General features: G+C 61.5%; 11 protein-coding genes. 5 read left to right on the top strand and 6 right to left on the bottom strand.

From position 1 onward, the window contains the following. Positions 1-52: 52 nt before the first annotated feature. A complete protein-coding gene (locus tag J3P95_RS12520; protein WP_434576952.1) occupies positions 53-1,279 on the bottom strand; it encodes an RtcB family protein in 1,227 nt (408 codons plus the stop codon). Between the two features lie 347 nt (positions 1,280-1,626). On the opposite strand from J3P95_RS12520, the gene J3P95_RS12515 reads away from it, so the two are divergent. Continuing rightward, the gene (locus tag J3P95_RS12515; protein WP_434563522.1) at positions 1,627-2,478 is read left to right on the top strand and encodes a CAP domain-containing protein; all 852 of its coding nucleotides are present in this window, start codon (positions 1,627-1,629) and stop codon (positions 2,476-2,478) included. Here J3P95_RS12515 and J3P95_RS12510 read toward each other — a convergent pair. Beyond that, entirely contained in the window at positions 2,472-3,362 is an 891-nt protein-coding gene (locus tag J3P95_RS12510; RefSeq protein WP_434576954.1) for a LysR family transcriptional regulator, read from the bottom strand. The genes J3P95_RS12515 and J3P95_RS12510 overlap by 7 nt on opposite strands. 99 nt (positions 3,363-3,461) lie before the next feature. On the opposite strand from J3P95_RS12510, the gene J3P95_RS12505 reads away from it, so the two are divergent. From J3P95_RS12505 to J3P95_RS12495, 3 genes are read left to right on the top strand one after another with little or no spacing between them, the layout of a single operon-like run. Further along, positions 3,462-4,811, top strand: coding sequence for an acyclic terpene utilization AtuA family protein (locus J3P95_RS12505; protein ID WP_434576956.1), 1,350 nt, complete (start codon positions 3,462-3,464; stop codon positions 4,809-4,811). Beyond that, positions 4,811-5,134 (top strand): AtuA-related protein, encoded by a 324-nt coding sequence (locus J3P95_RS12500; protein WP_434563516.1) that lies wholly within the window; start codon positions 4,811-4,813, stop codon positions 5,132-5,134. Before J3P95_RS12505 ends, J3P95_RS12500 begins: the two co-directional genes overlap by 1 nt. Positions 5,135-5,184: 50 nt before the next feature. Next, positions 5,185-6,492 (top strand): CitMHS family transporter, encoded by a 1,308-nt coding sequence (locus J3P95_RS12495; RefSeq protein ID WP_434563514.1) that lies wholly within the window; start codon positions 5,185-5,187, stop codon positions 6,490-6,492. 3 nt (positions 6,493-6,495) lie between these two features. Here J3P95_RS12495 and J3P95_RS12490 read toward each other — a convergent pair whose 3' ends face one another. Then, entirely contained in the window at positions 6,496-7,395 is a 900-nt protein-coding gene (locus J3P95_RS12490; RefSeq protein ID WP_434576959.1) for an NAD(P)/FAD-dependent oxidoreductase, read from the bottom strand. 138 nt (positions 7,396-7,533) lie between these two features. On the opposite strand from J3P95_RS12490, the gene J3P95_RS12485 reads away from it, so the two are divergent. Beyond that, positions 7,534-8,004 carry an Rrf2 family transcriptional regulator gene (locus J3P95_RS12485; RefSeq protein ID WP_434563510.1) on the top strand — a complete coding sequence of 157 codons (471 nt, stop codon included), beginning with the start codon at positions 7,534-7,536 and terminating at the stop codon, positions 8,002-8,004. A gap of 45 nt (positions 8,005-8,049) precedes the next feature. Here J3P95_RS12485 and yghX read toward each other — a convergent pair whose 3' ends face one another. The 3 genes from yghX to J3P95_RS12470 all read right to left on the bottom strand — a co-directional run bounded on the left by yghX (position 8,050) and on the right by J3P95_RS12470 (position 12,257). Continuing rightward, on the bottom strand, positions 8,050-8,940 hold the full coding sequence (gene yghX / locus J3P95_RS12480) for a YghX family hydrolase (RefSeq protein WP_434576962.1): 891 nt from the start codon (positions 8,938-8,940) through the stop codon (positions 8,050-8,052). 90 nt (positions 8,941-9,030) lie between these two features. Further along, positions 9,031-10,674 carry a malate dehydrogenase (quinone) gene (mqo, locus tag J3P95_RS12475; RefSeq protein ID WP_434576964.1) on the bottom strand — a complete coding sequence of 548 codons (1,644 nt, stop codon included), beginning with the start codon at positions 10,672-10,674 and terminating at the stop codon, positions 9,031-9,033. 377 nt (positions 10,675-11,051) lie between these two features. Beyond that, positions 11,052-12,257, bottom strand: coding sequence for a DUF1624 domain-containing protein (locus J3P95_RS12470; RefSeq protein WP_434576966.1), 1,206 nt, complete (start codon positions 12,255-12,257; stop codon positions 11,052-11,054). Positions 12,258-12,556 lie beyond the last annotated feature (299 nt).

Here is a 12,556-nt window from a genome sequence, read left to right as displayed (position 1 = left end):
GTTTTGCGGAGCGTGTTTCAATCCGTCGTGCTGACGGCCATGACGAGCTCCGTCAACCTTTGACGCACACCACTTGGCGCAGGGTATGCAGCACTTCGACAAGTTCACGTTGTGCATGCATTACCTTGTCTATGTCTTTGTACGCCATGGGAATCTCATCAACCACGGCAGCATCTTTCCGGCATTCGACATGCGAGGTGGCGCGGACCTGATCCTCGACGGTGAAGCGTCTTTTTGCCTCGGTCCGACTCATGACCCGACCGGCACCGTGGCTGCAAGAGCAAAACGATTGCTCGTTACCCAAGCCACGCACGATGAAGCTCCTGGCGCCCATCGAGCCGGGAATGATGCCCAACTCACCTTTTCTCGCCGACACCGCGCCTTTGCGCGTCACCAGCACGTCTTGCCCGAAGTGTCGCTCTTTCTGCACGTAGTTGTGATGGCAATTCACGGCTTCCAGGGCGACCTCGAACGGTTTGCTGATGACCTGCCGAGCGGCGCGTATCACCGCCTCCATCATCAATGTCCGATTCTGCCGGGCAAAATCCTGGGCCCAGCCCACCGCTTCGACATAGTCGCCGAAATGCTTGCTGCCTTCTTCAAAATAGGCCAAGTCACGGTCCGGCAGATTGGCCAGGTGCTGGCGCATGTCAGCCTGGGCGAGCTGGATGAACAGATTGCCGATGGCATTGCCCACGCCTCGGGAACCACTGTGCAGCATGAACCAGACCCGATTGGCCTCATCCAGGCACACTTCGATGAAGTGATTGCCGCTGCCCAGGGTGCCGAGGTGCTGGCGGTTATTGGTCCGGGTGAGCTTGGGGTATTTGTCGGTAATCGCCTTGAACCGTACGGCCAGCGCGGCCCACGCCTGGTCAGCCTCCGTTGGGACGCTGTTCCAGGCACCCTTGTCGCGCCCGCCGTGGCTGAGGCTGCGGCCATGGGGGACGGCTTTTTCAATGGCGCTGCGCAGGCCCCGGAGATTGTCCGGCAAGTCGGCGGCGTCAAGCGAGGTACGGGCAGCGATCATGCCGCAACCGATGTCCACGCCCACCGCCGCAGGAATGATCGCCCCGACGGTCGGGATCACGCTGCCGATGGTCGAGCCCTTGCCCAGATGCACGTCGGGCATCACCGCCAAGTGTTTGAAGATAAACGGCAACTTCGCCGTGTTCATCAACTGCTGCCGGGCTTCGGCTTCCACCGGCACGCCCTGGGTCCAGAGCTTGATGGGCTTGCCATTGGCGACTTCCAGAAGTTCGTAGCTTTTCTCTTGCATGACCGGGGTTCTGTTCTGTTGGTGCGCCGGCTTCATTGCCGGCTCACAGTTTCGACACTGGGCATGAACGCAGATTCAGCGGCAATCTGGCGAACGCACTTGCGTGACAGGATGTGGCGAGCCTGGGCCTTCGAACGGGCCCAAGACCCCGCCGAAGAACTGGGCGACAGTGCTTATGCGGTCAAAAAATGGACCTATTCGCTTGAAAATTGATCCCACTATTGAGGATTGTCCCGAACGGTACCAAACGGCGCCGTTCCATGGGATTTCAAGAGAGCGTGAATACCGTTGCCCCAGCGGGGCAAAAATTGCGCATCATAGGCGCCGTCCGCTCAAGGGAGATTTACATGCGTGCCATTTTTTCCATCGTGCGTCTTGCCGTGCTGTCGCTGGGCGTGGCGTTTGCCAGCACCGCGCTGGCCACCGAAGAGACGCAACTGGTCGAGTCCATCAACCTTTACCGCAGCCAATCCCAAAGCTGCGCGGGCCAGGCGTCCCTGGAACTGCCGCCGCTGGCGATGGATTCGCGACTGATTCTATCGGCCAACGGGATCGGTGACCTGCAGCAGGCCTTGGCGCGGGCGGCGTATCCAATGGTCAACGTGCAGGCCATCAGCCTGTCCGGGCCTCGGGACGCGCAAGGGGCAATGAAGGCTGTGCAGGAGAGTTTCTGCCAGGTCGTGCTGGACCCACAATTCGTCGACATCGGCGTCAGCCGCCTCGACCGTGAATGGCGCATCGTACTGGCCCGGCCGCTATTGTCGGCGCGCCTCGGCGATTGGCAGGCCGAAGGCCAGAAGCTGCTCAAGCTCATCAACAGCGCCCGCGCGCAACCTCGCCGTTGTGGCACCGCGGCTTTCGCGGCCACCACCCCTTTGGCCTGGAACGGCACCCTGGCCCTGGCCGCCGTGACCCACACCCGCGCGATGGCGAACAACAACTTCTTCGACCACAAGGATCGTGACGGACGCATGCCTGGCGATCGCGCCGAATTAGCCGGCTACCTGGGACAGGCTATCGGCGAAAACATTGCCGCCGGGCAGGACACAGCGCTGAAGGTGGTGGACGGCTGGCTGGCGAGTCCGGGGCATTGCGCCAACTTGATGAACCCGCAATTTCGCGAATTGGGCGCCGGTTATGCGGTGGACCCTAAAAGTGACGCGGGCATCTACTGGACGGCCATGTTCGGTACTCAATAACCTTTCAGGTCCTGTCGCAAGGTCTGCCGGACATGGCTCATGAACTGGGTCAGCGAAGGTGATTGAGCCACGGGCTTGCGTTGCAGCAGGCCGATTGAGCGTCTTGCAGGCTGGTCGATGGCCGTGACCGCACACTGCTCACCAATGTTGAAGACCGCGGTGCAACTGGCCGGCAACAGGGAAAATCCCAGCCCTTCGCGCACCAGGGCGGTGGCCGTGCTCATGTGCGCCACCTCCCAGGCCGGTATCGGATCAACGTTCAGATAGCGCAACGCAGCATCAGCCAGGGGCCGGATGCTGGTGTCCGCAGTCAGGGCAATGTAGGACCGGCGCTTCCAGGCGTCCTCGCCGTCACGCAAATGGTCGGCGTGGCTCAGCAATACCAGGTTGTCATCCAACAGGCGCACGAAGCTCAGCCCGGACAGATCGTCAGGCAGCGAAGTGATGCCCGCCTCCACCTCGCCTCGTTGCACCCAGCCCATGATTTCCCCGGCGCGACCGTCGAGCAGACTCACGGTCACGCCAGGGTGCTCACGCTGGAAAGCGGCGATGACGGTGGGCAGGAATGACGCGGCCGCCGTGGGCAGCGCCGCCAAACGGAGCGTGCCGCGGCTGAGATTGAGGGTGTCGCGGGCGTCGCGCACGGCATCGTCCATATCCCGCAGCATGCGCCTGGCCTGGGGCAGGAAATGTTCACCGGCCGGCGTCAGTTCGACGCTGCGGGTGTTACGTGCCAGCAACTGCAATCCCATGCTCTCTTCCAACTTGCGAATGTTGTAGCTCAGCGCCGGCTGGGACAGGTGCAGTTGTTCTGCCGTGCGGGTGAAGCTTGAAGTCTCGGCGATCAGGATGAAGGCACGCAGCTGTCGAAAAGAAACGTTCATGGCCACTCATAGAATTAATGGATCAATTGATTCTACCTTTAAAATTCACAGAACAATCCAGCCTGTCCACTATGGGTCACCCTTCAGTGGAAAACGGACATGACAAAAACAATTCTCGTCGGGTGCGGGGCCGGTTTCGCTAATGACCGGCCTGACGCCGCCCTGCGCCTGGCTCAAGACTTGGCACAACGCAGCGGTCAGCGCTACATCATGCTTGAGCTGTTGGCAGAGCGGACGTTGGCCGAAGCGCAGTTGCGCAAGCGCCTGGATCCCCAGGCTGGATACTCCCCTCGCCTGTTCGATTTCCTCGAGCCCATGCTGGACCTGTGCGTCGAGGCCGGCATTGCGATTATCACCAATGGCGGCGCAGCGAACCCCAGGGCGGCGGCGCAACGACTGCGTGACGGGCTGGCGGGACGCTTCCCTGACCTGAAGATCGCTTGTGTGTTGGGTGACGACTTGCTTGAAGAAACGCCCCCTCGTTATTCGCAATGGCTGCCATCGTGCGCGGGTGAGCAACCGGTTTCGGTAAACGTCTACACCGGTGCCGACGGTATCGTTCAGGCGCTCACCGACGGCGCCGGCATCGTGCTCTGTGGCCGCGTCGCCGATCCGTCACTGGCCGTGGGGGCGATCCGCCACGGATTGGGCTGGGCCGCCGATGATTGGCAGAAGATGGCTGTCGCCACCACGGCGGGACACTTGCTGGAGTGCTGCACCCAGGTCACCGGTGGTTATTTTGCCCACCCCGGCGTGAAAGAGATTCCCGACCCGGCCAACCTGGGATGTCCGATTGCCGAAATCCACGCGGATGGACGCTTGGTTATTGGAAAGACGCGCGACTGCGGCGGCAGAGTCAGCGAACAGACCGTCAAGGAACAGCTGCTGTACGAAGTGCACGACCCGCGACGCTATCTGACGCCCGACGTAGTGCTGGACCTGGGCCAGGCTCGCGTCCATGACTTGGGTGAGGACCGTGTCGAGGTCAGCGGCCTGCTCGGCCATCCCCGTCCCGACACGCTCAAAGGGCTGGCTGGCGAACGTGGGCTCTGGTTCGGCGAGGCAGAAATTTCCTATGCAGGCCCCGGCGCCATGGCCCGCGCCGCACTGGCTCGAGAGATTCTGCTGCAACGTTTCGACCGGTTGGCGCCTGGGGTGCAACCCTGGATTGACCTGTCGGGCGTGGCCAGTCTGTTCAACGACCAGGGCGGCCGTTACCTGCAAAAACAACTGGCCCAGGCGCCCGCGCTGGAAGATGTGCGCGTGCGCATCGGCCTGACCCACACCGACCGTTCGCTGCTCGACGCCCTGCTGGCCGAAGTGGAATCGCTCTACACCAACGGACCGGCGGGTGGCGGTGGCGTCCGGCGACATCTGGTCGAGGCCGTCACAACCCGCAGCTTCCTGTTGCCGCGCGATGAAATCCACACAACCCTGGAGTGGTACTGATGAACCTGGTGACCCTCGCCGATTTCGCCCACGCCCGTGCCGGCGACAAAGGCAACATCCTCAGCATCGCGGTTTTCCCCCACGACCCGGCCCACTATTCATGGTTGCTACGCGAACTGACCTGCGAGCGCGTGGCCGAGCAATTCGCGACGCGCCAGCCGTCGAAGGTGCATCGCTACGAGCTGCCGAACCTGGAGGCCCTGAATTTCGTGCTCGAAGACGCCTTGGAAGGTGGTGTGAATCGCAGTTGCGGTCTTGATCGCCACGGCAAAAGCCTGAGCTATCTACTGCTCGCCTTGCGCTTGCCGGGACCGCAGGACTGATCGACGCGCTGCCCGATCCATCGACAACAATAAAAAAGAGAGGCTGCAACATGATTACAACCCTGGGTTTCCTGATGATGCTGGTCATTATCGGATTGATACTGTTGCGCAGGATCAGTCCGGTGGTGGCGTTCACCACCCTCCCCGTGGTCGCTTGCCTGCTGGCCGGTTTCAACCTCGGGCAGATCGGCGAATTCATCAAGGCCGGCTTGCTCACCGTGGCTCCGACCGCCGCGCTGTTTCTGTTTGCGATCCTGTTCTTCGGCATCATGCGTGATCGGGGATTGTTCGATCCGTTGGTCAACCTGCTGATCCGCAGCACCGGCGGCAAGCCGCTGGCGGTGGCCTTGGTGACGGTGTTGGTGACCTCGGTGGTGCACCTCGATGGCGTTGGCGCCGCGACGTTCCTGCTGACCATCCCGGCACTGCTGCCCTTGTACAAACGCTTGAACATGAGTTCGACGATGCTGTTGTGCCTGGTCGGCACTACTGCTGGGGTCGTCAATATGGTTCCCTGGGGCGGAACGACCGCCCGCGCCGCCGCGGTGTCGGGGCTCGACGCCACCGAGCTATGGCTGGGCTTGCTGCCGGTACAGATGGTGGGCCTGGCGTGCATGCTCGGGGTGGCGACCATCCTCGGAACGCGCGCCCAGCGTCGCCAACCGATGTCCCTAGGCGCGGCGGCGACGTGTGACATCGACAACCTGCAGACTCAACAACGCGATTTCAGCCTGTCGCCCCGCGAGCTGCGCTACTGGCTGAACGTCGCCCTGACTGGCGTGATCCTCGCGTGCCTGTTCACCGGTATTTTTCCCTTGTATGCCTGTTTCATGGTCGGGCTGGGCATCGCCCTGCCCTTGAACTTCCCGTCCCTGGACGCCCAGGCCGAACGCCTCAAGGCCCACGCCTCCGATGCACTGCAAATGGTCTTGGTGATGATGGCCGCCGCCGTGCTGTTGGGCGTGCTCTCCGGCGCGAAAATGTCCGACGGCATGGCCCTGGCACTGATCGACATCCTGCCCGCCGGATCCGCCCAGTACCTGCACGTGATTGTCGGGTTCTTCGGCGTCCCGCTGGGCATGATTTTTTCGCCGGACGCTTACTATTTCGCCTTGCTACCGGTGATCAAGGACGTAGCGGCTGCCGCCGGTGTTCCTCTCGAAGCGGTGGCCCGAGCCATGCTGATCGGCGAGAACACCGGTTTTTCCATCAGTCCGGTCGTGCCCAGCGTCTACCTGGCCCTGGCCCTCAGCGGTGTCGAACTGCGCAAGCACATGGCCTATACCTTTTTCTGGGCTTGGGGCGTCAGCCTGGTGATGCTCGCCTTCGCCGTGCTGACCGGGGCTGTACAGGTATGAGTCTCAAGGGTGGGTTTGGAAAATCAGCGACCGATGCACCCCCGAACCCGCCCTCACCCCATCGCCCACGGCCAGCGCGACCGAGCCGAACGGCATCGCCGCATCCCCACAGGCAAACACCCCCGGCAGGCTGGTTTCACGCGTCATCGGGTCGCACTGGATGAAAGCCCCGAGTGGGCCGTCCTCAAACGTACAGCCCAACGTTTGCGCGATCGAGCTGGCGACCCGGGTGCGCGGCAGGACAAACAGACCGGCGATGGCGATCACACGACCGCTGGCCAACACAACGTTGGCCTGTTCGCCTTCGATGCGCTCGACAGGCTCCGCCACCACGGTAACACCGCGCTGCCCAAGACTCGCCAGTTGCTCAGGATCCGGCTCGAACACGCCGTTGGTGAAAAAAGTCGTCGGCCCCCAGTCTGGCAGCATCAAGGCATGGTGAAGCGACATCGGCGAGGTCGCCAGGGAGCCAATCGGCCCCTGGTCCAGCTCATAGCCATGGCAGTACGGGCAATGAAAGACACTTTGCCCCCAACGTTCCGCCAGTCCCCGCACCGCTGGCAGTTCGTCAATTACCCCGGTGGCGAGCAACAGACGACGGGCGCTGTAGCGTTGCCCGTGGGTGGTTTCGACGATGAAGCCCTCCTCCTGCCTGGCAGCGTGCGTTGCGGTGTCTGAAACCCATTTCACCGTCGGGTACGCCAGGAGCTGCGTTCGGGCGTCATCGGCAATGTCATCGGGCGCCCGGCCGTCCTGTCCGAGAAAACCGTGGGATGTCGCGGCAAACCGGTTACGTCGCTCGCCTGCGTCGATGACAAGCACTTTGCGGCGGCCACGGGCCAATTGAAGACCTGCAGACATTCCGGCATAGCTGCCGCCAGCAATGATGACGTCGTATTCCATGAGCGTTCTCCAAGATGTTTACGAGGGCGTGGGAAAGTCTCGACACATCGTATGTTTCTTGAAAAACAACTGTCAATAGTCTCGTAACTTTTGCGATTACAGGCGATACTCCACACGGTTTTACCTTCGGATATTTTCATGAGAAACGACACGCGTCTTTCCCGCATGCTGCACGTACTGATCCATATGGACCGGCATCAGCAATCCGCCACCTCCGATACCCTCGCGCAAATGCTTGGCACCAATCCCGTGGTGGTGCGCCGGACCATGGCCCTGCTCAAGGAACAGGGTTACGTCACGTCGGAAAAAGGCCATCGCGGCGGTTGGAGCCTGGCCAAGCCCTTGTCGGACATGACCTTGCTCGACATCCACCAAGCGCTGGGCAGCACCTCCATCTTCGCCATCGGCCTGTCCACCGATCACCCGCAATGCCTGGTGGAACAGGCGGTGAACGCGGCGCTGACGGACGCGTTCGAAGAGGCGCAGGCGTTGCTGCTAAAGCGCCTGGGCAGCATTACGTTGGCGCAGTTGGCGGAGGATTTTGATCAGCGTTATCAGCAGTTCTTCGCCGGTGAGGCGGGCACAGGGACAGAACACAGCCATCATTGAAGCGAGTACGCAGACCGCCATGGCGCGGGTTTTGTTGGCGGGCGTTCAGGCGAGATAGCGCTTGAACCAGTCAATTGTTCGCGACCACGCCAGATCAGCTGCCGCTTCGTCATAACGCGGTGTCGAGTCGTTGTGAAAGCCATGATTGACGCCTGGATAAATGTAGGCCTGATAGTCCTTCTTTCCGGCCTTGAGCGCCGCTTCATAGGCCGGCCAGCCTTCGTTGATCCGCGTGTCGAGTTCAGCGTAGTGGATCAATAGCGGCGCCTTGATCCGCGACACGTCCTCGGGTTTGGGTTGGCGTCCGTAGAACGGCACCGCCGCGCCCAGTTCCGGGTACGCCACCGCGGCCGCGTTGGCCACCCCACCGCCGTAGCAGAAACCGGTGATGCCGACTTTTTTCCCGCCCACGGCCTCATGCTTGCCGAGAAACTCGATCGCGGCGAAAAAATCGTTCATCAGTTTCTCCGGGTCGACTTGCTGTTGCAGCTCGCGCCCCCTGTCGTCATTGCCCGGATAGCCGCCCACCGATGTCAGGCCATCGGGTGCCAGCGCGACGAACCCGGCCTTGGCGACGCGCCGGGCGACGTCTTCGATGTATGGGTTCAACCCCCGGTTTTCGTGAGCCACCACCACGCCGGGCGTAGCTCCGCTGGCCTTGGCTGGCCGCACCAAGTAGGCACGCACCTGGCCGTGGCCGTTTGGCGAGGGATAGGTGATGTACTGCGCCAGGATATCCGGGTCGGTGAAGTTCACCTGCATCGCCTGGGCATAATCGGGGCTCAACGATGCCAACAGCGCACCCGCCGTGAGCCCGCCCACCGCGAATTGGCTGGCCCGTTCGAGGAAGACCCGCCGGGAAATCTGGCCATGGGCGTAGAAGTCGTAGAGTTCAAGCAGTTCGGGAGCAAAGTCCCTGGCGGTGAGACGTGTCATGGGTAGGATCCTCGGCTGGGATCGAAAAATCATAGCCGAAAAAAACGCCGCTCCAGGAGCGGCGTTTCTTTTTACCAGACGGCGTCCGGTTTACAGCGCCATGTCAGCCGCTGGATTGGCCTCACGGTCAGCAGCCGGTTTGGCCGGTGCTGCCGCGGCGTTTGCCTTGCCGACAGCCGGTGGCGGGGTCAGTTGCAGGACTTCGCTGGTGTAGGCCCATTCCTGGGCTACGCGCTCTGGGCTCTCGTTGAGCTTGGTGCCGTAGCTCGGGACGATCTGGCGCAGTTTTTCCTGCCAGGCCGGGGTCGCAACCTTGTCCTTGAAGACCTTCTCAAGCACGGTCAGCATGATCGGCGCAGCGGTCGAGGCGCCTGGCGAAGCACCCAGCAGGCCGGCGATGCTGCCGTCCTGGGATGTAACGACTTCGGTGCCGAGTTTCAGCACGCCGCCCTTCTCTTCGTCACGCTTGATGATCTGCACACGCTGGCCGGCTTGCCACAGGCGCCAGTCTTCCTGCTTGGCTTCCGGGAAGTATTCCTTCAGCGCGTTGAAACGGTCCTCGTCCGACAGCATCAGCTGTCCGGCCAGGTATTCCACCAGCGGGTACTGTTCGATACCGACCTTGGTCATCGGCCACACGTTGTGGGTCGTGGTGCTGGTCAGCAAGTCGAAGTACGAGCCGTTCTTCAGGAACTTGGTGGAGAACGTGGCGAACGGGCCAAACAGAATGACGCGCTTGCCATCGAGCACGCGGGTGTCCAGATGCGGAACCGACATCGGTGGCGCGCCAACTGAAGCCTTGCCGTAGGCCTTCGCCAAGTGCAGCTGGGCGATGGTCGGGTTCTCGGTCACCAGGAACGAACCACCCACCGGGAAACCAGCGTATTCACGGGCTTCGGGGATGTCGGACATCTGCAGCAGGTGCAACGCACCGCCGCCAGCACCGATGAACACGAACTTGGCGTCGGTCTCGGTTTCGGTACCGTCCTTCAGGTTCTTGTACGAAACGCGCCAGGTGCCGTCTTCGTTGCGGGTGATGTCTTCCACTTCGCTGGACAGCTTGAGCGAGAAGTTCGGCTTGGTTTGCAGGTAGGTGGCGAACTGGCGCGTGATTTCACCGAAGTTCACGTCCGTGCCCAGCGGGCTCCAGGTGGCCGCGACTTTCTGGCTCGGGTCACGTCCTTGCATCATCAGCGGAACCCACTTGCTGATCTGCGCAGGATCTTCGGAATACTGCATGCCGGCGAACAACGGGCTGGCCTGGAGAGCTTCGTAGCGCTTCTTCAGGAACGCGATGTTCTCGTCGCCCCACAAAAAGCTCATGTGCGGCGTGGAATTGATGAACGAGCGCGGATCCTTCAGCACGCCATTCTTGACCTGCCACGACCAGAACTGGCGGGAAATCTGGAAGGCTTCGTTGATTTCGATAGCCTTGGAGATGTCGACCTTGCCGTTCTTGTCTTCCGGCGTGTAGTTCAGCTCGGCCAGCGCGGAGTGACCGGTACCGGCATTGTTCCAACCGTTGGAACTCTCTTCGGCAACACCGTCCAGGCGCTCGACCATTTCCATGGTCCAGCCCGGCTCCAGCTCGTTGAGCCAGACACCGAGGGTCGAACTCATGATGCCGCCACCAATGAGCAAGACATCCACTTTTTTCGGCTCGGCGGCGTGCGTGGTCGCAAGACCCATCGCCATCGCCAGGCCCAGCAGCGCCGTATGTGTTTTCTTCAACATGTGTGTATCCCTAGGATAAAACGCCATTCCGCCCTCCAATCCTGTTCGAGGGATGACCACGCCCATGCCGGCACAGCCAGCGGGCGGGTATCGAATGGACTGGAGGATGGACCTACAGGGCCGAGCAATATCGGCCTCACATTTATGTCTCTCCGGCGCTGTCTTCTTGTAGGTCTTGGCTTCAGCTGGGTGAGGGACACTGCAAAACGGTCTGGATCGGGCCCGGCGTGGCCGTGCCCGATTGTCGCAGCGGGGGGAGTTTACAGAAGGAAATAAGCAGACCGAAGCGCATTTTTGCATTCGAGGTAAAAACGCCGACCAAATGACGGCGTTTTAATGGCTCCGTTCGGCCCCGTACCTGCGCCCCCTCCTTTAACTCAAAGGTACTTGAGGATGGCGATGTCGCGACGACGTTGCTTCAAGGCTGCAAACCAACGGGTCGGAAAAAACAGCGCGACGCCCAGCAACACGCTCCACAACCAGACCATCGGCAACTGATCGAAGCCGAAGTAGGCGCCCTGGTTGGTGCCCCAGATCATCACGGCGACCAGGTACATGGCCTTGAGCACGTACAGGTGCAGCAGATAGAAAAACATCGGCGCGCCCCCATAGACCGCCAGCACCGCGATGCTGCCCTTCTCCTGGGCCTTCTCGAAGACTGCCAGCAGGATCAAGCCCACGCCGAGCGTCGGCAGGAGGAACATCAGCGATGGCGGGTACTTGGTGGCGCTCAGAAAACTCATGGACGTGCGCAGCGCGTCACCGGTGTGCACCCAGGGTTTGTCGCCATACACATTGAGGTAGCGAATCAGCACGAAGGCGACCAGCAGGCCGATGCCGACCGTGAACAACCGCCGCAACCTGACAGCGGGTTCCATGTCCTTGCCGAACCAAGGCCCGATGGCCCAGCCCAGAACAATCACGCCGATCCAAGGCAGCACCGGATACGTGGTACGAGCCCGGGTGAACTCAGTGATGTCGATGAATGCCCGCTGGTGAAGGATCGACCATGGCACGAAAAACGGCGAATCCGGCCCCAACACCACGCCGTCCAGCAGGTTGTGCCCGGCAACGATGGCCAAGCCCAGCACGATCAGCCAGCTGCGCTTGAGATGCAGCAGCGCCGCCAGGACAATCATGCAGATACCGATGCACCAGATCACCTGCAACCAGAGGGTCTTGGGCGGGAACTCGGCATTCCAGGCGAAACACACGAAGGTCAGTTCCAGGAACACCAGGAACAGGCCGCGCTTGAGCAAGAACACCGACGTCTCACTGGCCGTGTGTTTCTGGCTGTAGAGCCAGGCCGACAAGCCGGTGAGGAAGATGAACACCGGCGCACAGAGCGTGCTGAGCAAACGCGTGAAAAACAGGTCCGGGGTCACGCTCAAGGCATCGATGGGATCGGTGACTTGACGGTGCAGCAGGAAAGTCTCGCGTACGTGATCAACCAGCATCAGCAACATGACGAAACCCCGCAGGGCATCGATCGCAAGCAAACGGGTAGCGGTTTTAGCGGTGCTGGACGCGAGGGACGGAGCGATGACAGCGCACGGTGTTGTCGCGCTTGGGGATAGGCTCATGGCGATACTCAGGAAAGTCGGTGGTCCGTGTCGGGCCAGGAATGAGAATTCCTGCCGAACGAAATCGGATAACATAACACGGCTTTTCTGATCGTCCCCGAATGTGTGGACTGGCGGGGGCTTTGGCAGCGCTGGCCTGCGCAGCAGGATCAACTCAATGAGCAGTGACACCGAGTTGTCTGGTTCCGGGGCTGCTGCGCAACCCAGCGGGAGCAAGCTCCCTCGCCACGGGGGGTGTATCCGTACTTGGGAATGAAGTCGGACCCGCTCTTGTGGCGAGGGAGCTTGCTCCCGCTGGC

The sequence above is a fragment of the Pseudomonas sp. Z5-35 genome, from assembly GCF_051131945.1.
Classification (GTDB): Bacteria; Pseudomonadota; Gammaproteobacteria; order Pseudomonadales; family Pseudomonadaceae; genus Aquipseudomonas; species Aquipseudomonas marvdashtae.
Note: the sequence above shows the minus strand (reverse complement) of the source record. Positions and strands in the feature narration are given on the sequence as shown.